This is a genomic window from Actinoplanes sp. NPDC019969 (assembly GCF_055562375.1).
Genome location: NZ_JBVHFK010000003.1, coordinates 385,537 through 407,118 on the forward strand (window position 1 = coordinate 385,537; position 21,582 = coordinate 407,118).

24 protein-coding genes, 1 tRNA gene and 1 pseudogene are annotated in these 21,582 nt (G+C 73.4%); 10 read left to right on the forward strand and 16 right to left on the reverse strand.

Translation table 11 applies throughout. From position 1 onward, the window contains the following. Positions 1–66 precede the first annotated feature (66 nt). The 5 genes from ACZ3II_RS11915 to def all read left to right on the forward strand — a co-directional run bounded on the left by ACZ3II_RS11915 (position 67) and on the right by def (position 4,578). Positions 67–162: transfer RNA gene (locus ACZ3II_RS11915), tRNA-Sec, on the forward strand. A 28-nt stretch (positions 163–190) separates the two neighbouring features. After that, positions 191–1,501: an L-seryl-tRNA(Sec) selenium transferase gene (selA, locus tag ACZ3II_RS11920; RefSeq protein WP_465517607.1), complete on the forward strand. Its 1,311-nt coding sequence runs from the start codon at positions 191–193 to the stop codon at positions 1,499–1,501. Position 1,502: 1 nt separating this feature from the next. After that, entirely contained in the window at positions 1,503–3,266 is a 1,764-nt protein-coding gene (gene selB, locus ACZ3II_RS11925) for a selenocysteine-specific translation elongation factor (RefSeq protein ID WP_465517608.1), read from the forward strand. Positions 3,267–3,724: 458 nt separating this feature from the next. Beyond that, positions 3,725–3,880 carry a hypothetical protein gene (locus tag ACZ3II_RS11930; protein ID WP_465517609.1) on the forward strand — a complete coding sequence of 52 codons (156 nt, stop codon included), beginning with the start codon at positions 3,725–3,727 and terminating at the stop codon, positions 3,878–3,880. A gap of 194 nt (positions 3,881–4,074) precedes the next feature. Next, positions 4,075–4,578: a peptide deformylase gene (gene def / locus ACZ3II_RS11935; protein ID WP_465517610.1), complete on the forward strand. Its 504-nt coding sequence runs from the start codon at positions 4,075–4,077 to the stop codon at positions 4,576–4,578. A 186-nt stretch (positions 4,579–4,764) separates the two neighbouring features. Here def and ACZ3II_RS11940 read toward each other — a convergent pair whose 3' ends face one another. Continuing rightward, positions 4,765–4,908: a hypothetical protein gene (locus ACZ3II_RS11940; RefSeq protein ID WP_465517611.1), complete on the reverse strand. Its 144-nt coding sequence runs from the start codon at positions 4,906–4,908 to the stop codon at positions 4,765–4,767. A gap of 100 nt (positions 4,909–5,008) precedes the next feature. Between ACZ3II_RS11940 and ACZ3II_RS11945 the strand changes: the two genes are divergently transcribed. Then, positions 5,009–5,269, forward strand: a complete 261-nt coding sequence (locus tag ACZ3II_RS11945) for a hypothetical protein (protein ID WP_465517612.1) — start codon at positions 5,009–5,011, stop codon at positions 5,267–5,269. A gap of 4 nt (positions 5,270–5,273) precedes the next feature. Here the strand turns inward: ACZ3II_RS11945 and ACZ3II_RS11950 are convergent, their stop codons facing one another. The 4 genes from ACZ3II_RS11950 to ACZ3II_RS11965 are packed head-to-tail and all read right to left on the reverse strand — an operon-like array spanning position 5,274 to position 6,955. Continuing rightward, a complete protein-coding gene (locus ACZ3II_RS11950; RefSeq protein ID WP_465517613.1) occupies positions 5,274–5,687 on the reverse strand; it encodes a hypothetical protein in 414 nt (137 codons plus the stop codon). Positions 5,688–5,718: 31 nt separating this feature from the next. Then, positions 5,719–6,081 (reverse strand): hypothetical protein, encoded by a 363-nt coding sequence (locus ACZ3II_RS11955; RefSeq protein ID WP_465517614.1) that lies wholly within the window; start codon positions 6,079–6,081, stop codon positions 5,719–5,721. A 25-nt stretch (positions 6,082–6,106) separates the two neighbouring features. Continuing rightward, positions 6,107–6,694: a mycothiol-dependent nitroreductase Rv2466c family protein gene (locus tag ACZ3II_RS11960; protein WP_465517615.1), complete on the reverse strand. Its 588-nt coding sequence runs from the start codon at positions 6,692–6,694 to the stop codon at positions 6,107–6,109. 27 nt (positions 6,695–6,721) lie between these two features. Next, positions 6,722–6,955, reverse strand: a complete 234-nt coding sequence (locus ACZ3II_RS11965) for a hypothetical protein (protein WP_465517616.1) — start codon at positions 6,953–6,955, stop codon at positions 6,722–6,724. Between the two features lie 11 nt (positions 6,956–6,966). On the opposite strand from ACZ3II_RS11965, the gene ACZ3II_RS11970 reads away from it, so the two are divergent. Next, the gene (locus ACZ3II_RS11970; protein WP_465517617.1) at positions 6,967–7,254 is read left to right on the forward strand and encodes a CGNR zinc finger domain-containing protein; all 288 of its coding nucleotides are present in this window, start codon (positions 6,967–6,969) and stop codon (positions 7,252–7,254) included. A gap of 65 nt (positions 7,255–7,319) precedes the next feature. Here the strand turns inward: ACZ3II_RS11970 and ACZ3II_RS11975 are convergent, their stop codons facing one another. Further along, complete coding sequence (locus ACZ3II_RS11975) at positions 7,320–8,423, reverse strand: FUSC family protein (protein WP_465517618.1); 1,104 nt, start codon at positions 8,421–8,423, stop codon at positions 7,320–7,322. A gap of 83 nt (positions 8,424–8,506) precedes the next feature. Further along, positions 8,507–9,583 (reverse strand): xanthine dehydrogenase family protein molybdopterin-binding subunit, encoded by a 1,077-nt coding sequence (locus ACZ3II_RS11980; RefSeq protein WP_465517619.1) that lies wholly within the window; start codon positions 9,581–9,583, stop codon positions 8,507–8,509. A 36-nt stretch (positions 9,584–9,619) separates the two neighbouring features. Here ACZ3II_RS11980 and ACZ3II_RS11985 point away from each other — a divergent pair, with 36 nt between their 5' ends. After that, a complete protein-coding gene (locus ACZ3II_RS11985; RefSeq protein ID WP_465517910.1) occupies positions 9,620–10,105 on the forward strand; it encodes an MFS transporter in 486 nt (161 codons plus the stop codon). On the opposite strand, the gene ACZ3II_RS11990 is transcribed toward ACZ3II_RS11985, so the two are convergent. From ACZ3II_RS11990 to ACZ3II_RS12025, 8 genes are all read right to left on the reverse strand, one after another. Continuing rightward, the gene (locus tag ACZ3II_RS11990; protein WP_465517620.1) at positions 10,102–10,833 is read right to left on the reverse strand and encodes a hypothetical protein; all 732 of its coding nucleotides are present in this window, start codon (positions 10,831–10,833) and stop codon (positions 10,102–10,104) included. The genes ACZ3II_RS11985 and ACZ3II_RS11990 overlap by 4 nt on opposite strands. 83 nt (positions 10,834–10,916) lie before the next feature. After that, positions 10,917–11,039, reverse strand: a complete 123-nt coding sequence (locus tag ACZ3II_RS11995) for a hypothetical protein (protein WP_465517621.1) — start codon at positions 11,037–11,039, stop codon at positions 10,917–10,919. 374 nt (positions 11,040–11,413) lie between these two features. Next, positions 11,414–12,271 (reverse strand): sulfotransferase domain-containing protein, encoded by an 858-nt coding sequence (locus ACZ3II_RS12000; protein WP_465517911.1) that lies wholly within the window; start codon positions 12,269–12,271, stop codon positions 11,414–11,416. 274 nt (positions 12,272–12,545) lie between these two features. Beyond that, complete coding sequence (locus tag ACZ3II_RS12005) at positions 12,546–13,817, reverse strand: outer membrane protein assembly factor BamB family protein (RefSeq protein WP_465517622.1); 1,272 nt, start codon at positions 13,815–13,817, stop codon at positions 12,546–12,548. Between the two features lie 75 nt (positions 13,818–13,892). Continuing rightward, positions 13,893–14,048, reverse strand: coding sequence for an LPXTG cell wall anchor domain-containing protein (locus tag ACZ3II_RS12010; RefSeq protein ID WP_465517623.1), 156 nt, complete (start codon positions 14,046–14,048; stop codon positions 13,893–13,895). Between the two features lie 17 nt (positions 14,049–14,065). Next, positions 14,066–14,527, reverse strand: a complete 462-nt coding sequence (locus ACZ3II_RS12015) for a MarR family winged helix-turn-helix transcriptional regulator (RefSeq protein WP_465517624.1) — start codon at positions 14,525–14,527, stop codon at positions 14,066–14,068. 4 nt (positions 14,528–14,531) lie between these two features. After that, positions 14,532–16,577: a xanthine dehydrogenase family protein molybdopterin-binding subunit gene (locus ACZ3II_RS12020; RefSeq protein WP_465517625.1), complete on the reverse strand. Its 2,046-nt coding sequence runs from the start codon at positions 16,575–16,577 to the stop codon at positions 14,532–14,534. Next, positions 16,574–17,044: a (2Fe-2S)-binding protein gene (locus tag ACZ3II_RS12025; RefSeq protein ID WP_465517626.1), complete on the reverse strand. Its 471-nt coding sequence runs from the start codon at positions 17,042–17,044 to the stop codon at positions 16,574–16,576. Before ACZ3II_RS12025 ends, ACZ3II_RS12020 begins: the two co-directional genes overlap by 4 nt. Before the next feature lie 65 nt (positions 17,045–17,109). Between ACZ3II_RS12025 and ACZ3II_RS12030 the strand changes: the two genes are divergently transcribed. Then, positions 17,110–18,150, forward strand: coding sequence for a hypothetical protein (locus ACZ3II_RS12030; RefSeq protein ID WP_465517627.1), 1,041 nt, complete (start codon positions 17,110–17,112; stop codon positions 18,148–18,150). A 38-nt stretch (positions 18,151–18,188) separates the two neighbouring features. Further along, complete coding sequence (locus ACZ3II_RS12035) at positions 18,189–21,197, forward strand: caspase, EACC1-associated type (protein ID WP_465517628.1); 3,009 nt, start codon at positions 18,189–18,191, stop codon at positions 21,195–21,197. Between the two features lie 36 nt (positions 21,198–21,233). On the opposite strand, the pseudogene ACZ3II_RS12040 reads toward ACZ3II_RS12035, so the two are convergent. After that, a pseudogene (locus tag ACZ3II_RS12040) lies at positions 21,234–21,452 on the reverse strand (FAD-dependent oxidoreductase); the annotation flags it as partial. Between the last annotated feature and the right edge of the window lie 130 nt (positions 21,453–21,582).

Consider the following 21,582-nt stretch of genomic DNA (forward strand, 5'->3'; position numbering starts at 1 on the left):
ATCGGCTCGTCGGACGAACCACCGCCCACCGAGCGGCGGCGGGGCGGAGCGGATAGCGTGGGCGGCGGAGGCGTTCAGGTGGCTGGTGCTCCTCGCGGTCTTCAACACCGTTGTGGTCCGGTATCCGGGCCGGGCGGGTTCGATTCCCGTCCGCCTCCGCCAGCAGAGGACAGAGCGTGCGGAGGTACGGGTGGAGCAGGCGGCTGCCGATCCGCGGCGACGCGTACCCCGTACCGATGAGGTCCTGAGAGATCCCCGGTTGCGAGCCGCCGGTGAGCGGATCGGCCGCAACCCCGTGAAAGCCGCCGTGGTCGCGGCGCAGCAGCGGGCGCGGGACGGTGCGCTGGATCCGGCGGCGGTCGCGGACGCCGCCGTCGCCGCGCTGCCGCAGACCGCGGGTGGGCTGCGGCGGGTGCTCAACGCGACCGGTGTCGTCCTGCACACCAACCTGGGGCGAGCCGCGCTGTCACCGGCGGCGGTCGACGCCGTGGTGGCCGCGAGTGGTCCCACCGACGTCGAGTTCGACCTGGTCACCGGCCGCCGGGCCCGGCGGGGGCGGACCGCTCTGGCCGCGCTCGCCGCCGCGGTGCCGGGCGCCGGGGGAGTGCACGTGGTCAACAACGGCGCCGCCGCGCTGGTGCTGGCCGCGACCGTGCTCGCCGCGGGCCGGGAGATCGTGGTGAGCCGCGGTGAGATGGTGGAGATCGGGGACGGGTTCCGGCTGCCGGACCTGCTGGAATCCACGGGCGCGCGGCTGCGGGAGGTGGGCACGACCAACCGGACGTCGGCCGCCGACTATGCCGCGGCGGTCGGGGCGGACACCGGGTTCATCCTGCGGGTGCATCCGTCCAACTTCGTGATCACGGGGTTCACCGGCACTCCGGGGCTCGGGGAACTCACCGGGCTCGGTGTGCCGGTGGTCGCCGACATCGGTTCGGGGCTGCTCGCGCCGGATGCGCTGCTGCCCGGCGAGCCGGACGCCGCCGGCGCCCTGCGCCAGGGCGCGGACCTGGTCGTGGCCAGCGGCGACAAGCTGCTCGGCGGTCCGCAGGCGGGGCTGCTGCTCGGCGACGTGACGCTGATCGAACGGCTCCGGCGGCATCCGCTGGCCCGTGCGCTGCGGGTCGACAAGCTGACGCTGGCCGCGTTGCAGGCCACCGTGGACGGCCCGCCCACACCGACCTGGCAGGCGCTGCACGCCGACGCCGGCGAGCTGCGCGAGCGCACCGAACGGCTGAGGGACCGGGCCGGCGGCGAGGTGGTCGCGTCGGTCGCGGTGGTCGGCGGCGGCGGCGCGCCGGAGCGGGAGATCCCGTCCTGGGCGCTGGCGCTGCCGGAACGGTACGCCCGGCCGCTGCGCACCGGCACGCCCGCGGTCGCCGGCCGGATCGACCACGGGCGGCTGCTGCTCGACCTCCGCACCGTCCCCGTCACCGCCGACGACGACCTGGCCCGTGCGATCGGCGCCGTCCGTGACACGCCGGCCGGCACAGGGCTCTGACGTGCACGTCGTCGCCACCGCCGGGCATGTCGATCATGGGAAGTCCACGCTGGTGCGGGCGCTGACCGGCATGGAACCGGACCGGTGGGCCGAGGAACGCCGCCGTGGCATGACCATCGATCTCGGGTTCGCCTGGACCACCCTGGCGTCCGGGCGCACGATCGCGTTCGTGGACGTGCCCGGCCACGAACGGTTCGTGCCGAACATGCTCGCCGGGGTCGGCCCGGTTCCGGCCGTGATGATCGTGGTGGCCGCCGACGAGGGCTGGATGCCGCAGTCGGCGGAGCATCTGGCCGCGCTGGACGCTCTCGGCGTACGACACGGCCTGCTCGTGGTCACCCGCGCCGACCTGGCCGAACCCGGTCCCGCGATGGCCGCCGCCGGGGAGCGGATCGCCGCGACGTCGCTGGGCGCGGTGGAGGCGGTGGCGGTCAGCGGGCGTACCGGGGCGGGCCTGGACGACCTGCGGGCGGCCCTGGACCGGCTCGCCGCCGGGCTCCCGGCCGCCGACCCGGATACGCCGGTGCGACTGTGGATAGACCGTTCGTTCTCCATCCGGGGCGCGGGCACCGTGGTCACCGGCACGCTCGGGGCGGGCACCCTGCGTACCGGCGACGAACTGGAACTCCGCGGCAGCCCCGTCCGGATCCGCGGCCTGCAACGTCTCGGCGAACCGGCTGCCGAGGTCACCGCCGTCGCCCGGGTCGCGGTCAACCTGCGCGGCGTCGACCGGGACACCGTCACCCGCGGCGCGGCCCTGCTCACCCCGGGCCGGTTCCGGGCGGCAGGGCTGATCGACGTACGCGTGCACGGCGACCCGGTGGCCGCCCTGCCCGCCAGGCTCACCCTGCACGCCGGTTCGGCGGCCGTGCCGGTCCGGGTCCGGCCCCTCGGCGCCGACACCGCCCGGCTGCGCCTCGCCGAACCGCTGCCGCTGCGGATCGGCGACCGGGCCCTGCTGCGCGACCCCGGCCGCCGGCACATCCCGGGCGGCGTCACCGTCCTCGACGTCGCCCCACCCGCCCTGGCCAAGCGCGGCGCCGCCGCCCGCCGGGCCACCGACCTGGCGGCCATGGACGGCCGCCCCGAACTGGCCGCGGAACTGCGCCGCCGCCTGCTGATCCGCCGCGACGACCTGCTGCGGATGGGCGTGGCCGTGGCCGGGGAGCCGGTGGCCGGGGACTGGTACGCCGACCCCGCGCACTGGGCCACGCTCGGCGACCGGCTCACCGAGGCCGTCGCCCGGTACGCCGCCGAACACCCCCTCGAACCGGGCGTCCCCCTGGAAGCGGTGCGGCACATCCTCGGCCTGCCGGACCGGTCACTGGCCGAGGCCCTGGTACGAGCGCCGCTCTCGATCCGGGACGGCCGGGTCACGGCCGGCAGCGTGGTGCCCGACGGTCTGGTCCGGTCGGTGCGGCAGGCTTTCGAGGAACTGACCGGCCTGCCGTTCCGGGCCCCGGAAGCCGGCCGGCTGACCGCTCTGGGCCTGGGCCCGCGCGAGATCGCCGCCGCCGCCCGGGCCGGTCTGGTGCTGCGCCTCGACGGCAACGTGCTGCTCGTCCCGGGCGCCCCGGAGCGTGCGGTCAGCGTGCTTGCCGCCCTGCCGCAGCCGTTCACCGTCAGCGACGCACGCCAGGCCCTGGACACGACGCGGCGGGTGGCCGTACCCCTGCTGGAACTCCTGGACCGCACCGGCGCGACCCGCCGCCTCCCCGGTGACCGCCGCACGGTCCTTGATCATGCGGGGCCGGCGTACGAGTAGACCCGTCCCGCGGCCGGCGACCTTCATGTCGACGCTCACGTCCGCATCGCCGTCGAACCGTCGGGGTCGACCGGCGTCGGCATTCTGGTGCGATTCGTTCCGGCGTCTGCCGCCCAAGATCGCGGTAAGGCTGGCGATCTTGGGGTCTTCTCCGGGGGTGCTGAACGGCGAGTAGTCAAGCCCTTGTCCGGGGGCGGTCACGACTACGGCCGAGGCTCCCCGGGTCAGTTCCCGATCTTGCGGACCTGACGCCGAAGCCGAGCGCACAAGATCTGATTCTTGCTCCTTCTTGTGCACTGGGCTGCGGAAATCCGGCACCTCCTGCCCAAGGTCGAGAGCCTTGTCGATCTTGGGCAGGAGGTGCCGGGCCGCATCGCACAAGAACGCCGGCCGCAGGTCGCTCGTGATGGTCAATCACGCCTGCGGACCGGGCCGACCATCCGCGTGCCGCGGACTGGGTGGACGCGCTGCGGCGGCTGGCGGCCCGGACCGGCATGCGCGAGCTGACGGTCCGGGCGATGCGCCACAACGCCGATCCCGGTGACCGGTCCGCCGGCGACCTGCCGGCCGCCGGCATCCGGAATCAACTGCTTGCGGGGGTACGCCGTACCTGAGCCGGAATTCGCTCCTCTCGCGGGCGACGAGCCCGAGGACGATGCCGAGGATCAGCCCGGCGAGCACCTGTGCGGCGAACGGGATCCGTTGCAGGCGTCGTGGCACAGCAAGGGATCGTGCCGCGTCGATCGGGATGATCCATCGACTGCAACCCAGCCTCCTAGGACGGCCTACGGCTTGTATCGTGCGTCGCATGCCCGCGCGCCCGATCACGTACTACGGCAACCCGGTCCTGCACCGCCGCTGCGCCGACGTCACCGTCTTCGACCAGGCTCTCGCCGACCTCGTCGCCGACATGTTCGACTCGATGTACGAGGCGCGGGGCGTCGGCCTCGCCGCCAACCAGATCGGCGTCGACCTGCAGGTGTTCGTCTACGACTGTCCCGACGACAAGGGCGTGCGGCACAAGGGGCACATCGTCAACCCGGTCCTTCAGGCGCCGCCCGCCGGGGAGCTGACGGTCTCCGAGGGCTGCCTGTCCGTGCCGGGGCCGCGGTTCGAGCTGCCGCGGGCCGCGCAGGCCACGGTCACCGGGTGCGACGTCGAGGGTTCACCGATCACGGTGTCCGGGAGCGGCTACTTCGCCCGCTGTCTCCAGCACGAGACCGATCACCTCAACGGCATCCTCTACGTCGACCGGCTCACCGCCGCCGAGCGCGAGTCCCTGCTCCGCGAGGCCGGCCTGCTCTCCTCGTAGCGGTCCCCGGCCGGTTGCGGTTCCGTCCGGCTGGTCGTGGTGGCTGTCTCAACCCCGCCGAGACAGCACTGACAGCCAGCCGGGGGTGACCGGAACGGCATGCATGACCCGCACCCGCGGGTCGGTCGTGAGGGGACGCCTGCCGTGGCTGCCGCGAGGCACGGGACGCTGGGTGGCCCGTACCGATCAGGGGTTTTCGGTGGTGACCGAGGCGCCTGCGATGACCACCGACAGGCAGTCGCGGAACAGGTCGTCGACGGTGCGGCCGGGCCCGAAGTACTCGGTGATGGCGGCGATCGCGGTGGGATGCCGCTTCGTGAACGCGTCCATGTCGAACGTCTGCAGCGCCTCGGCGTCCGGGCGCGGGGCCTGTTCCTCGAGGACGTGACCGGCGGGTGAAGCGCTCGACGGTCAGGACGATCACGGGGGCGTGCCGCGCTGTGCGGACTTCCCGGAGCCGGTGCCCGGTGACGGCGAGGTGATCGCCGCCGGGACCCACCATGTGAGCGGGCCGCACCTCACGCGGTCGCCGTTCGTCCCGGGGCTCGTCGGTGCCGGCGCGCTGCCGGACGGCACGGTCGTCGGGTGCGCGAACCCGCGCCGGCCCTACGGCGTCCTGCCCGAGGTGACGGTCCCGTTGAGTGACGCCGAGGCCGCCTGGCCGGGTCCCGGCGGGCCCGGAGTGCCGTGACCGGTCAGCCGGGGACGGTCCAGCCGCCGCTGTTGCACTCCGGGCAGTAGAGGAACGACGGCGAGTCCTCGCGGTCCGGCCACGGGACGAGCCTTCCCCGTACGTTCGCCAGCTTGCCGTGACCACCGCACACGTGGCAGGTGACCGCTGCCGGTGGTCGTGGCGGCCTGAGGTGGGCGAGTTCCGGGTACAGCGCCGCGGCCCGGATCAGCCCGAATTCGTGCAAGCCGGGCTCGGCCGGCCGGAGCGGCCCGTCCTCCTCGTCGTTCTGGACGATGTCGCCGGCCGAGGTCAGATACATGACCAGACCCATGTTGTTGAACACGGGCAGGTGCCCCGGCAGGACGTCGCCGCGCCGCCAGTCGTCGGCCCGGGCGCACTCCTCGATCAGCCGGTCGATCAGTTCCGCGTCGCTCATGGGGCGCAGCCTAGGAACCGGCCGCCAGCGCTCAGGTGCTGGGCGGCTGGATGACGGAGAGTTCGAGGACGGCGGGGAGGGGCTGGACGCCGGGGCCACCGGCGGTGACCCAGGCGACCAGGTCGTCGACGACCACGTCGTCGAGCATCAGGCCGAACCAGACGGGGCGGGCGCCGGCCCGGCGCGCGGACGGCGCCGGGTGCACCACGATCACGTTGGACTGCGAGCAGGCGTCCAGGCAGAGGCTGGTGCGGACCCGGTGGGCCGGTTCCAGGGCGGCGCGCAGGCCGTCGAGCTGTCCGTCGTGGTCGACGCCGGGGTGTTTGCGCAGGCTGCCGCAGCAGCAGTCGCGGCAGACGGTGAGGGTGCAGCCCGGCAGGTTCGTGGTGCTCACCGGGCGACCCTACGCAATCCGGTGATCAGGAGGCGTTGCGGCCCCGCTTCAGCTCGCTGAACTGCGGCACCGTGGACAGCAGGCGCAGTGCTTCGAGGAGCCGGTCCGCGTCGGCGCCCGACGGTGCGGGGGTGACGACGGGGCCGAAGAAGGCGGGGCCGTCGTCGAGGGCGGTGACCGGGCTGCCGGATTCGGTGCCGACCCGGTTCTGGGCCTCGTCGTGGCTGGCGCGGACCACGCTGTCCAGGGATTCGTCGCCGGCCGCGTCGATCAGGTCGGCGGGCAGGTCCGCGTCGGCGATGGCGGAGGTGAGGGTGCCGGCGTCGGGTGCGCCGTCCTGTTCGTGCAGGCGTTCGCCGAGGGCCGTGTAGAGCTTGTCGACGGCGTCCTGCCCGTGTTTGTGGTCGGTGGCGGCGAGGACCCGGTGGGCGCGCAGGCCGAAGGCGTGGAACGCCCGGTACTGCTCGGGGATGTCGTTGTTCTCGTTGAGCACGGCCAGGCTGAGGAATCTCCAGGTGATCGGTTCGCCGGTCCGGGAGGCGGCGTCCTTGAGCCAGCGGGAGGTCTTCCACGTGAAGGGGCAGATCGGATCGAAGTAGAAGGTGATCGCCATGGCAGGAATCTTGCCGCATCCCGGCGCTCACCGCTCGGATGCGGGGCGGACCGGGGCCTCGCGGCGCCGGGCGGCGGTCAGCGCGAGGACAGCGGCGGCGAGGCTGATCAGGGCGGCCGTCGCGGTGATGGCGGTGAACGCCTGCGTGGAGCCGGTGCCGCCGGGTGTCCAGGCGCCGCCGGTTTCGGCGACGGCTCCGGCGGTGGCGGCGCGTTCCGGGTGGGCGCCGGTGACGACGAGTTCGGTGGTCAGCGCGTACACGGGCCGCCGCGGTGACCGCGATCCTGCGGGACACCGGCGTGCGCCCGGAGCTGACCGCCGCGGGGGAGACCCTGACCGCCGGGTGGTCCGTGCCGCGCGCCGAAGACACGGTGCTCGCCGCGGCGGCACTCGCGTTACGGGAGCAGCTCGCCGCCCACCCCGGCCGGATCGGGGTCTGCGCCGACCGCCGCTGCGCCGACGTCTACGTGGACGCCTCACCCGCCGGCCACCGCCGCTTCTGCTCCGTCACCTGCCAGAACCGGACCCGTGTCGCCGCCTTCCGCGCCCGCCGCACGTGAAACCCGGCGGCAGAGCAAGCGTGTTGATTTCGGGCGCTATGCGCGGCCGAAATCAACACGCCGGGTCAGGACCAGCCGATGGCCTCGTCGACGCGGGTCAGGGGATCGTCGCCGCCGACGCCGCGCAGCAGGTCGACCGCTGTCGTGCGGATCTGGCCGACGATCATCGTGACCGGCGGGGGCGTCTCGGTCTCCAGGAGTTTCGCCGCGATCCGGACCGCCTCCAGGGCGTCGGCGTCGGCCTGCGAGGCGTGCCGGCCGGCGTCGTCGCCGCCGGTCAGGTCGGTGGCGAGACAGTCGCCGGCGGACCGGACCGCGCCGGCCAGCGCCTCGATCGCCCGGCCCAGCTCGTCGGGGGTGCAGGTGTGCAGGCGGGTCAGGGTGGCCGCGTGCCGGGCCAGGACCTCGACGTTGCCGGCCACGTGGTCCAGCTGGTGGGTGGTGGCTTCCACGTTGCGGACCTGCTGCAGTCGGCGGCGCCGGCGGACGTGCAGTTGCAGGGTCTCGCCGGCGGCCAGGACGGCGGCGTTGAGGCGTTCCACCTGGTCGTCGAGGCGGTGCGCGCGGTCCAGCACCGCGTGAGCGGCGCTCTCGTCGCAGTCGCGCAGCGCGACGTGGAGGTCGTCGAGGAGGTCGGCGAGGTCGGCGTACGTCTGCCGGGCCTCGGCGACCAGCGGGGCCAGGGGTTTGCGGGCGGCGGCGAGCTGGCTGGCCACGATCGCGACGGCGCCGCCGATGAGGGCGTCGGCGAACCGGTACGGGATCAGGTTGCCCTGCGGCGCCGCGACCACGACCAGGTACAGCGCGGACACCGCGGCCTGGGTGATCAGGGTGCTGCTGGCCCCGGCCGCCAGCATCGGCGCGATCGTCAGCAGCAGCACGGTGAACAGGCTGATCGCGCCGGTGCCGAGGGCCTGCACCACGAGTTCGGCGACGAGCACCCCGGCGGCCACCCCGAACACCAGTTCGGTGGTCTGCCGCAGCCGCCGTCCCCGGGACTCGCCGAGCACGATCAGCGCCGCCGACGGGGCGAACACCGGGTCCGGGTGGCCGATGAGGTCCGCCGCGATCAGCCACGCCCCGGTGGCCGCCGTCGCCGCTCCGAGCGCCGGCAGCGCCGCCCGCCGCAGCCGGTGTCCCGCTTCCCGAAAGTGCTTGATCGTCAGCATCGGGCGTGGCCCTACCCGCGGCCGCGGGTAGGGCAAACCGCGGCGTCACGGACGTCACCGTCCGGTGTGGTGGAACGTCCGCGTCAGCGGGGCAGGTGCGGGAGGAGCTTGTCGAGGCGGGCGGGCAGGTCGCGGACCCGGACGCCGGTGGCGTGCCAGACGGCGTTGAGGATGGCGGCGGGGGAGCCGACGATGCCGATCTCGCCGATGCCCTTGCTGCCCATCGGGTTGAGCTGGTCGTCGTGTTCGTCGAGCCAGGCCGCGTCGATCGACTCCACGTCGGCGTGCGCGGGGATGTGGTACTCGGCCAGGTCGTGGTTGATCCAGTCGCCCATGGCCGGGTCGAGGACACCCTCCTCGTGCAGGGCCATGCCCATGCCCATGATCATGCCGCCGAGGAACTGGCTGCGGGCGGTGCGGGCGTTCAGGATGCGGCCGGCGGCGTACATCCCGAACAGCCGTGACACCCGGATCTCGCCGGTGACGGCGTCCACCCGTACCTCCGCGAAGTGGGCGCCGAAGGCGTGCCGCCCCTCCTTCTCCTGCTTCTCGATGAGTTCGGTGGTGTCGAAGACGGCCTCGGCGCCGCCGGTGCGCCGCAGCTCCCGGCAGGCCTCGGTGACCGCCCAGCCCCAGGAGGCGCTGCCCGACGAGCCGCCGGCCACCGACGCCTGCGGCAGGGTGCTGTCGCCGATCCGGATCCGGATCCGTTCGGGCGGCACGCCGAGGGCGTCGGCGGCGATCTGGACGAGGATCGTACGGGCGCCGGTGCCCAGGTCGGTGGCGCCGATCGCCACCTCGAACCCGTCGCCGCCGAGGTCCCGGACCCGGGCGGTGGACGGCTGCGCCATCGCCGGATAGGTGGCCCCGGCCATCCCGGTGCCGACCCACCAGTCGCCGTCGCGGCGCACGCCCGGCCGGGGATCGCGGTCCCACCAGCCGAACCGGTCCGCGCCCTCGCGCAGGCACTCCACGTAGTGGCGGCTGGTGAACGGTGTCCCGGTCTCCGGTTCGGCCCGCGGCTCGTTGCGGATGCGCAGCTCGACCGGGTCCACCCCGGCCTTCTCGGCGAGTTCGTCGAGGGCGCATTCCAGGGCGGCCATGCCGGGCGCCTCCCCGGGCGCGCGCATCCACCGCGGGGTCGGCCCCTCGCCGTCCACCAGGTCGTCTTCGCCGGCAGTCAGGCGGTCGGCGCGCTGTTCTGGGGCCAGATCGCCGCGGCCTTCGGCCTGGCCACCGCGTTCCTGGCCGCGGCGTCGCTGATGGTCGCCGGCCTGGCGACGGTACGGGTGTGGCCCGTGCGCCCCCGCGAGGACCGCGACAACGACCCGGCCGTGTTCTGGCCCGAACCGGACCTGACGCTGCGGCCCGGACTCGACCAGGGGCCGGTGCTGGTGCAGGCGACCTACCGGGTGCCGGCCGCCAACACCGAGGCGTTCACCGCGGCGATGTACGAGCTGCGCGACTCCCGGCTGCGGACCGGCGCCAGCCGCTGGGGCCTGTTCCGCGACGCCGCCGACCCGGACGTGTTCGTCGAGACCTACCTCGTGCCGACCTGGGAGGAACACCTGCGCCAGCACGAGGGCCGGCTCACCGGCGACGACGAGGCCACCGAACAGCGCGCGCACGCCCTGGCCGCCGGCCCGCCCGCCGTCACCCACCTGGTCGGCGCCGGAACCTAGACCGTTGGAGGGCGGCGGCTGTCGATCCAGGTGGAGATCGACGGCATGGCCAGCACGTGCAGGGCGATCAGCTGGACGAGCATCGCGGCGCCGTACAGCGTGAAGGTCACCGCGTACAGCTCCTCGACCGCGTCCTGCACCAGCTCGAAGTCGAGATCGTCGAACAGGTTGGCGAGCACGGCGAGGGCCACGAACAGCAGGAGCAACGTCAGGTACGCGCTGCCGAACGCGACCGCCCGCGCGCCCCGGCGGCCGGCCACCCGGGTCAGCACCGTGAGCCCGAGCACGACGATCTGCAGCACCGTGCTGATTCCGGCGACCACCGTCCCGGACGTCAGGGCGGTGTTGACGTTGGCCAGCTCACCGAAGGAATCCAGCCGACGGGGGAAACCGGCCAGATGGACGGCGACGGCCAGGGTCAGCGCCGCCGGCACGGCCAGCAGCACCACGGCCACGGCCAGCGTCCGGCGGCCCCGGGCGGCGCCGGTGGCCGCCCGCGACGCCCCGGCGGCGGCCGGCAGCGTCAGGAGCAGACCGATCGTCAACATGATCAGGAACGGCGGGAAGTCCTCGCCGCTGTCCTGGTCGACGATCGTGAGCATCGCCATGGCGCCGGTCAGGAACAGCCACTGCGCCGGCGCCGCGACCAGCGAGACCCGGGCGGCCCGGCGCGCGAACCGCACCTCACCGGGCACGGCAGGCGGAGGATGGTCGGGGGGCATGGACATGCCACCGTCCTACCGGATCGCCGTCAGACGGTGGAGGGCGGCCCGAAACCGGGCGACGGGGAACACCCGGCGCCCGGCGCGCGCTACTTCTTCTTCTTTTTGTCCTTTTTCTTCTTCTTGGCCTTCTTCTCGGCCTTGGCCTTGTCGCCCTTCTTGACCTTGTCGCTCTTCTTCGAACCCTTGTCCTTCTTGGACTTCTTGCCCACGCTCGGCTCCTCCCGGATCGCCGTCTCCGGACCTCGATCCTAGGGCGGTGACCAGGCCGAAGGGCCGCCTTGGCCACTTGGCGTGACGGATGGGCTCACTGTGCGTGCGTGGCAGTCACGGTTACTGTCGGTGGCCCGTACCGGAGAGAGGAGCGTGACCGATGCGCCCGACCGCACGCTGGCGGCGGCAGTGCCGGCCGGGGCGAGCCGTGGCCGCTGTCCGACATCGATCTGCTCCCGGTGTACGCCGGCTCGACCGCCGCCGCGCCGAACTCGTCGACTGGTGGGCGGCGTCGGGAAGGGCGCAGACACGTCAGTGCCGGACCCGCGGCTCACCCGCCGTCCGGGCCGAACTGCGGGCGATCGCCGACGCGCTACAACGAGGCGCGGTAGCCGAGCCGGTCGAGCAGGTCGCCGGTGGCCCGGGTGAACGCCTCGGCGATGTCGTCGTCGAAATGGTTCTGCCAGTCGCCGGACTTGCCCTTGCGGTAGTGCGACACCGTGCCGGCGCGTTTGCGATCGTTCATCCTCGCGAAGCTGTACCGGTCGAGCAGGGTGCTCAGCTCGTCCGGCGACAGGGCGATGCCGCAGTGCCGCAGCAGCGCGTCCATCTCGCGCACCTGGTTCTCGCCGAACAGGTCCTCGTAACGCACCAGGCGCACCTGCTCCGACGGCGGCGCCTGCACCCAGGACCGGACCGCGGTGAACATGCCCTTGCGGTTCAGGTCGTCGATGAGGAACAGCATCCCCTCCTTCGGCGACTTGTCGCGCAGCACCGCGCGGACCTCCAGGACGTCGCCCATCGGGGTGTGCGAGTCACGGGTCGAGAAATAGCTGGAGACCAGCAGGTCACGCGGATCGCGGTAGATGAAGAAGGTGCGGTGAGCCGCGGGCTTGGGCATCTTCAGATAGCGGGCGTACGGGAAATACAGCGACAGCCCGATCCGGTTCTCCGGCACCACCCGCGGATCGCGCCAGCCGTAGTAGCGCGGGTCGTAGGTGACCAGCCCGGTGTGCCGGTAGACGATCGGGTCGCTGAACACCGACTTGATCCACTGGCTGGCCGTCTTGCGGACCGCGCAGTGGTAGATGTTGGTGAACTCGCTGCGCTCGGCGACCGTGACGGTCGCCCGCAGCCGCGCGTTGTGTGTCTCGAGCAGGGCACGGCGGGCGACCACGCGCACGGAATCGGGGGAGTGCTGCTTGGCGTACATCATCGCGCGATTGAACATCGTCAAAGCCCCAATTCCTTACCTGGCGTGACGGCGCGCAGGTCGGCGCACACGCCGTCGTGCGTTGACGCACTTTACAAGACCATTGACACCGTTACGACTATGTCGCGTCTTGTGGAGTGGTTCCAGGCTGTGAAAAGGCTTGGATTCGGCCCTCTCCCCGGAACCCGTACAACGGTCCTACCAGCGAGAACGATTATGGGGCCGATGCGTGACGGGCGTGCGGAAGCTGAAAGAATTCACAGCTTCCCCGCCCGTCACAGGTGTTGCGGCATCATCGCAGGACTGTCAACGACGGCAATTCGTCGTCGCCCTCCCACTGGCGCGGAGTGACGATGAGAGAGCCTCGGTACTCCAGAAAGCGGCACTGGCCGGGTTCCTTCCAACCGGCGGTCAGCGCGCCGCTGCGGCGCACCTCGGCACGGCCGGACTTCGCGTCCACGAGAACCAGATGCCCGGCCCCGTCGCTGTTCTCGATCGCCCATACGCCGCCCGCGTCGGCGCGGAGGATCACCGCGCCGCCCTCGCCGCCGGTCTCCTTCCACCGCAGCTGCCCGGTGGCGAGGTCGATCGCCACCAGCCGACGCCGGCGCTCGGACTTGTCCACGGCGTAGAGCACGCCGTCGTGCACCGTCATCCCGGCGCCGCCGATCCCCGCCGTCCACTCCGCGGCGGAGATCCCGTGCAGGTCCAGGTGCCAGGCCGCGGTCCGCCACGGGATCTCGCTGCGCAGGCGGCGCTTCTCGTCCCAGGTGAGGACGTAGGGGTCGCCCGGGCCGTAGACCACGGCGGTCAGCGGTTCCGCCGACGGCAGGCTCTGCACGTCGGCGTGCGGGTGCAACGCCACCTCGAACAGTCTCCTGCCGGACGCCGGCTGCAAGGCCACCAGCGACTGCGTGTTGCCGTAATCGCAGCGGCGGTGCAGCACGACCCGGGTCCCGGTCATCGCGAACACCTTGTCGGCACAGTCGTCGTCGGCCAGCCGCCACCGCACCCGCCCGTCGGCGGCGCCGACCGCCGTCACGTAGCCCTCGTGTGTGATCACCGCCACCCCGCCGGCCGCGACGAGGCGGGTGCTGCGCGAGACCCCGTCGTGGTGGCGCGGCAGCGTCAGCTTCACCGTGCGCACCAGCGTGCCGGACCGCAGATCGACGACACCGAGCCGGTCACACAGTCTCGTCCCGAACGCGACCACCCCGAACTCGCCCGCCGCCGCCGACGCCGCCGTGCACACCGCCGTGCCGGACGGCACCGGGGCGGCCCACACCCGCGACCCGTCGCCGAGCCGGTAGGCCGCGACCCCGCCGGTGGTGGCCCGGACGATCAGATCACCGTACGGCCAGGTCGCGTGCGCGAGCGCCGGCCCGAAACTGACGTCCGGCAGCAGCTCCTGCCCGGTCGACTTGCTCCAGCCGACCGTCAGGCCGTCGTCGGTCCTGGCCCGGACCAGCCAGAACCCGGTCCCCGCCCCGGCCAGCACCACGACGGTCACCACCGCCGCGACCACCCAGCCGATCCTGCTCGCCGCGCCCGGCCGCCCCTGCATCGAATCCCCCGAACATCCTCACGGAGGACCGATTCTCACGCCTCACCCTTCGACAGCCGCACCGAGGGTCGCCGGTCAGCGGCGGTTGCGGCGGCGGATGGTGATGACGCCTGCGACGACCAGGAGCACCGGAAGGATGAGACCCCACAGCAGCCAGCCGTTCATGACCTCTCCCGTCACGAGACAATCGATGCGGTCATGCTCGCGGCACGGCCCCACGATGCGGCTCATCCCGGCCGGATGAGCGGTCAGCCGCCGGCGTGCGTGATCAGGGTGATCAACTGGTGGCGGAAATGGTGGTAGTCGTCGACCGCGCCGAGCAGGTGCTCCGAGCGCTGCTCCTCGGCACGGGCGGCGGCCAGCGCGGCGGCGCCCGCGGCGGTGGCGGTGACCACCACGCGGCGGCGGTCGTGCGGATCCTCGGTGCGCCCGGCGTGACCGGTGCGGGTGAGACGGTCGAGGGTACGGCTCATCGTCTGATCGGTGACCCGGCACAACCGGGCCAGTTCCCGCTGCGACAACGGGCCGGCGGCCAGGTGGTGCAGCGCGATCAGGCCGGCGTGGGTGAGCCCGAGACCGGCCAGGAACCCCTCGAACCGGCCCTCCACCACCCGGGCGGCCATCGCCAGCAGCCGGCCGGTCGGCCAGGAGTCCACGTCGGCGCGGACCCGGTCCGGTTCCGCCGTGATCGCCCGTTCGTCACCGCGCACCCGATCACCCTACCGGCACCCCGTACGGCATCCCGGTGACCGGATCGGACACCGCCAGCGCCGAGGCGATCGCGGCGGCCGCGGGCGGGTACGCGAGTTCGCCGAGCCCGCCGATCGGCGCCTGTGAATCCACGATGATCACCTCGATGTCGGGGCAGTCGCCGATCCGCGCCCACGCGTAGTCCCGGAACGACGACTGCACCACCGCGCCGTCCCGCACGGTGATCTGCGCGCCGAGCACTGTCGACACCGCGTCCAGGATCGCCCCTTCCACCTGCGCGATCACCCCGGACGGGTGGACCGGGACGCCGACGTCCACGGCGGCGGTCACCCGCCGTACCCGCCGGGTCGCCGGGTCCGCGTCGGCGATCACCGCGATCGCCGAGCCGTAGTCCAGGTGGCACGCCACGCCGGCCGGCGCCGGACCGGCCTTCGCCGCGGCCGCGTCCAGGACGGTCCGCAGCCGGGAGTCCGCCGGCAGCAGCCGCCGCCGGAACTCCACCTGGCCGTGGCCGCCGCGCCGGGCGATCTCGCTGAGGAAGCATTCCTCGGCGTACCCGAACTGCCCGGCGTACACGGCCCGCCAGAACCCGGTCCGCAGCGGCGCCGGGCGCAGCGTCACCGACACGCTGCCGGGCACGCTGTACGGGAAGTGATCGCCGCTCGCGCGGACCACGGCCGGATTGCCGAACGGCGGCAGGACGGTCAACGGCCAGGTCACCACCTCGTGGGTACGGGACACCGGCAGCCCCGACGCGTCCAGGGCGGCGGTGAGCCGGTGCACCGACATCGGCCGGTACGAGTCGTGCCGGGTGTCGTCGTCGCGGGTCCACCGGACACTCACCGGCTTCCCGGTCGCCCGCGAGCAGGCGACCGCCTCGAGGACGGCGTCCGGCTCGATGCGCCGCCCGAACCCGCCGCCGGCCAGCGTCGCCGTCACCGCGACCTGCGCCTCCGGCAGCGCCAGGCTCCGCGCCAGCTGGGTGCGCAGCCCACCCGGGTCCTGCACCGGCGCCCACACCTTCACCCCGGCGGCGGTGACGTGCGCTGTCGCGTTCATCGGTTCCATCGGCGCGTGCGCCAGCAGCGGCAGGCGGTAGACCCGCTGCACGCCGGGCGTCCCGTCGACCGGGGGAAGCGCCGCTTCCAGTTCGGCGAGCCAGACCCGGCTGTCCGCGGCCGGGGTGCCGCCGGTCCAGGTGACCGTCAGCGCCTCCCGCCCGCGCAGCGCCGCCGCCGTCGACGAGGCGACCACCGCCACCCCGCCCTGCCCGGCGCCCGGAGCGGCCAGCCGCACCACCGCGACCACCCCGTCCACGGCGAGAGCGGTGCTCTCGTCCACGGTCGCCGGCTGCGCGCCGATCCACGGCGGCCGGGCGACCACGGCGATCAGGCTGCCCGGGGGCGCGGACTCCGCGCCGTACCGGGCCCGCCCGGTCACGATGTCGCGTGCGTCGGAGCGGCCCGCCCGGGTCCGCCCGATCAGCCGCCACCGCTCCGGCGGGGTGAGCGTCACCGGCACGGTGGCCGGATCGAGCGCGGCGGCGTCGGCGACCAGGTCACGGTAGGCCAGCGGCCGGCGCCGCGGGTGCACGACCCGGCCGCTGCGGGCCGCGCATTCGGCGGCCGGCACGTTCCAGCGGGCGGCGGCCGCGGCGATCAGCAGGCAGCGGGCGGTGGCGGCGGCCGTGCGCAGGGGAGTGGCCAGTTGCCGGCTGGACGTCGAGTTCGCCACCGCCTGCGACCCGTAGGCGGCAGTGTCACCGGGCGCCTGCTCGAGGGCGACGTCCTCGACCTCGACGGCGAGTTCCTCGGCGACCAGGACGGCGGCCATCGTGCGTACCCCCTGGCCGGTGTCCGGACGCGGCACCGTCGCCACCACGCGCCCCCGCCGGTCGACCCGGACGAAGACGTTCGGGGCCAGGTCCGCGCCGCCGCCACCGCTCGGCGTGGCGGCGGTGGTCCTGCCCGGGTCCACGACGGCCCGCACCGGAACGGCCACGACCAGCGCCGCCCCCAGCAGCGCCCGGCGCGAGAGGTGCGTGGTCACCGGTCACCCCGTACCAGAGAAGCCGCCCTGCGCACCGCCGACCGGATGCGCGGGTATGTCCCGCAGCGGCAGACGTTGTCGCGCAGGGCCTCGTCGATCTGGGCGTCGCTGGGATCCGGCACCCGCGCGAGCAGCGCCACCACCGTCATGATCTGGCCCGGCTGGCAGTACCCGCACTGCGCCACATCGAGGTCCAGCCACGCCCGCTGCACCGGATGGTCACCGCGTTCGGACAGCCCCTCGATCGTGGTGACCCGTGCCCCGTCGGTGTCGGCGACCGTCCGCACACAGGGCCGCCCGGCCGCCCCGTCGATCAGGGACACGCACGCCCCGCAGGCGCCGACGCCGCACCCGTACCGCGGCCCGGTCAGCCCCAGCTCCTCCCGCAGCACCCACAGCAGCGGGGTGTCACCGGGCACGTCGACGACCTGCCGCCGTCCGTTGACCCGCAAACGGTACCGGCCCACGCTGACCTCCAGCCATCGACGTACACCCATTGTTCAGTCTGCTGAATATCCGCCATACTGCCCCCGTGGTCAATGACACGAAGGGCAGTAGCGAGCGGATCCTGCTCTGGTCGGTGCCGGCCGTCGCGCTGCTCACCGGCCTGGTGTGGCTGGCCGGGCAGTCGCTGAGCGACGTCGATCTGCTGCCCGACCAGGGCGCCGCCTGGTACGAGTGGAAGCTCCCGGAACCCACCGCCTGGACCCGGCTGTCGGCGTGGTTCGGCTACGCCGCCCACCAGATCGTGTCCTGGGGCCTGATCTACTACGCGCAGACCCGGGCGCACCGCTGGAGCCGCGGCCTGAAACGCGGCAACGTGGTCGCCATCGCCGCCAACCTCGGCTTCGTCGCCCTGCACGCGCTCCAGTCGCAGCTGTTCTACGACGGTCTCGCCCAGGACGTGTCGATCTTCAGTTCGCAGGGCTCCGTCGTGCTGCTGCTGGTCGTCGTCCTCATCATGGAGAACCGCAGGCGGGGTCTGGTCGCCGGCAGGCCCGCCCCGATCCCGTCGGTCGTGATCGACTTCGCCCGGCGTTACCACGGCTACCTGTTCTCCTGGGCGATCATCTACACCTTCTGGTACCACCCGATGGTCACCACCAGCGGCCATCTGATCGGCTTCTTCTACATGTTCCTGCTGCTCCTGCAGAGCTGCCTGATCTTCACCACCGCGCACACCAACCGCTGGTGGACCGTCGGCCTGGAACTCATGGTCGCCGTCCACGGCACCCTCGTCGCCGTGATGAACTCCGGCCCCGACGGCGCCTGGCCACGGTTCCTGTTCGGCTTCCTCGCCGTCTTCGTGATCACCCAGATGCACGGGCTGGGCCTGTCCACCCGGACCCGCTGGCTGATGTTCGCCGCCTGGCTGGCCGGCGCCGCCGCCGTCTACACCAGCCGCGGCCTGGCCAACCTGCACGAGATCCTGCGCGTCCCGATGGCCGAATACCTGGTCCTGGCCGTCCTCACCCTGCTGCTCTGGCCCGTCGCCCTGCTGGCCCGCCATCTCCAGGCCAGGAAGACCACGCTTGCGGCGGTACGGGAGGACGCGCTGGATCACCGACAGTGAGCTGACTCGTGAACCCGCGAGGCGTATAGGTCTTCGGTATGGGCACCCACCGGCGGCTGGCTCTCATCGTGGCGAGCTACGACTACGAGGATCCGGCGCTGAGCCGGCTCCAGGCGCCGGCCCACGACGCGGAGGACCTCGCCGACGTGCTCAGCGACCCGGCGATCGCCGGTTTCACCGTCCAGTCGCTGATCAACGAGCCGCACTACCGGGTCGGTGCGGCGATCGGCGAGTTCTACCGCGACCGGCGGCGCGACGACCTGACCCTGCTGTACTTCACCGGCCACGGGCTCAAGGACGACGGCGGCCGCCTGTACCTGGCGATGAGCGACACCCGCCGGGACCAGCCGCTGTTCACCGCCGTGCCCGCGGAACACATCGACCAGGCGATGGAGGCGTGCCCGTCCCGGCGCAAGATCCTCATCCTGGACTGCTGCTACAGCGGGGCGTACCCGGCCGGGCGGATCGCGAAGGGCGACACCGAGGTGCACACGCTGGAACGTTTCCAGGGCCGGGGGCGTACGGTGCTCACCGCGTCGGACGCCACCCAGTACTCGTTCGAGGGCGCCACCGTCACCGGCCAGGGCGTCCGGTCGGTCTTCACCCGGCACCTGGTCGCCGGGCTGCGTGACGGCAGCGCCGACCTGGACGGCGACGGGGACATCACGATCGACGAGCTCTACTCGTACGCCCACGACCGGGTGGTGGCGGAGGTGCCGCAGCAGCGGCCCAAACGGCAGGACGACGTCGAGGGGCGTACGGTCATCGCCCGCAACATCAACTGGGCGCTGCCCGGATACCTGGCCAACGCCGTCCTCAGCCCGATCGCCGCCGACCGGCTCGCCGCCCTGGACGGCCTGGCCCACCTGCACCGGGTCGGCAACGATCACGTCCGGGACACCGTCCTCGGCCAGGTGGAACGCCTCATCGACGACGACAGCCGGACCGTCTCCGCCGCTGCCGCCCGCCTGCTCGCCACCCTCCACCCGGCCGTCCCGTCAAGCCCGCCGCCGGCCGCCGAACCCCGGCTCCCACCCGCCGCCGAGCCCGCGCCGGTGCCGGCCGCCGAAGTCCGGCCGCCGGTCGTGGAACCGCCACCCGCCGCCGAGCCCGCCCCGCCGCCCGGAACCACCGTCCGGCTGCCCGCGCCGCCCGCCGCCCCGCGGCGCCCGGAACCCGCGACATACCGTTCGGGCCGGGCCCGGAACATCAGGGCCGCCGGCCTCACCGCGATCGCCGGGGCCGTCCTGATCGGCGCCGGAGCGGTGGCCCGCGCGACCCTCGCCGCACCGGTGCCCACGTCGGGGCCGGCCACCGCTCATTCGTGGTACGCGGCCGGCATCGCCACCGCCGCCCTGATCTTCGGCATCGTGACCCTGACCTCACGCACCCGCGCGCTGCTCGGGCCGGGCCTGCTGCTGGGCCTGGTCGCCGCGTCCCTGTTCGGACTGGTGTTCCTCACCCGGGAGCTGTTCTCGTCGCCGTCGCCGTTCCCCTCCGAGCTGCCCGGCCACGTCGTGCTCCTGGCGGCGGGCGCGTGCGCGTGGCGGGCGGCGTACCAGGAGGGCGCCCGGTTCGGCTGGCCGTGGCCCCTCGACCGCTCCCGGTGGGCGCTGGCGGCAGCCGCCGGCGCGGCCATCGTCGCCGGCGGCTATGCGCTCGGCGGGGAGGTGACCTCGCTCGGCACGGCGCGACTGCACTTCGCGGGCTGGAAGGACTGGTACGACGTACAGGCCCCCGGCTATCTCCTGCTCCACCCCCTGGCCGTCGTCGTGCCGTACCTGGCGGCGCAGACCCGCCCGCCCGGCCTGCGCCTCGCCGTTCTCGGCGGATGGGCGGCCGGTGGCGTCGCCGTCTGCCTGGGCACCCGAAGCTGGGTGCCCGGCGCCCGGGAGGCCGACCCGGTCGGGATACCGCTCTTCGCCGCGTCGCTCGTGGTGCTGGCCGGGGTGGCCGGCCTCGCGATGTTGCGCCGCGGCACGCCGGGCCCGGCACAGCCGATCGGCTGGGCGGCGCTGCTGGTCTGGACGACGGTGATGGCGCTGGTGGCGAGCGGTTCGGCGGGCTTCGTCTACTGGCGCGCCACGACCGGACCCGACGACTACGTGCCGCGCTGGGTCAGTGGCCTCGCGCTGACCCCGAACGGCGACCGGCTGTACATGTCGATGATGCTGTACCGGGCGGTCGGGTCGGTGCGGGTGCCCGACGGCGCCGACGCCGGCAGGCTGTACGGGACCGGCGAATGGTCGGCCGCGGTGGCGGTCAGCCGGGACGGGCGGCAGTTGTACGTCGCCGACTCCGGAACCGGCGCGGTGACGGCGTTCGACACCGCGACCGGGGCGGTGGCCGGCGGACCGGTCAAGGTGGGCGGCCATCCGGCGTACCTGCACCCGTGTCCCGGCGACCGGCTCGTCACCGTCAACGTCGGGGACGGCACGGTCTCCGTGATCGACACCGCCGCTCACAAGGTCACCCGGACCATCGACGCCGACGTGTCGATCACGGGCAGCGCGATGAACGACGACTGCGGGCGGCTGCATCTGGCCTACCGCAGCGGCAACGACGTGTCGTCCGGCCTGATCGAGTACGACACCAGGACCGGTGAGCACGTCGGCCGGATCACCGGGGTCGACGGCCGGGTCACCGCGCTCGCCGTGACCCCGGACAACCGGCGTCTCTTCGCCGCGACCGCGGCGACCACCGTCGGCTGCGACTGCGTGCACGCCGTCGACACCGCCCAGGACCGGGAGACGACCGCGCCGCTGACCCTGCCCGGCGACCCGGTCGGGCTGGCGGCGAGCCCGGACGGCAAGCGGGCGTACGTGAGCGTCGGCGCCACCGAGCCCAGCCGCCTGTGGGTGATCGACGCGGCGCGCAACACCGCGGACGGCGACCCGATCGACATCGGAACGACAGTGACGCAGCTGGTGGCCGGCCGGGACGGACGGCACGTCTACGCCGCCGACGAGCACAACGACGGCACCGCCTCGGTGATCGACCTGGCCGACCGCGGCCACGTCTTCACCGTCCGCGCCGTCACCGATTGAACGTCACCACCGGCGGTGTCGTCGCGGTGGGCGATCTCAGGTCAGGCCCGCCGACCGGACCTCGGCCGCCGCCCGCTCGCCGGAGCGGACGGCTCCGTCCCTGTAGCCGTACCAGCGGGTCGCCGTCTCGCTGCCGGCCCGGTGGATCCGGCCGATCGGGGTGCGCAGCGCGTGCCCGTACCCCGTCCAGGCGCCCGGCGGGAACAGGGCCGCGTACGCGCCGCGAATGTGCTCCTCGGCGTTCCAGCCCCGTTGGTGGTAGTGGACAGTTGCCGTTCAGCCTAACCCTTACTTTGGTGGGGGCCGGGTCCTGACGAAGGCCCGATGTCTCCCCGCGGTGGTGCGCCTACGGTTTCCGCATACGTCCTGAACAGGGCGGACACTG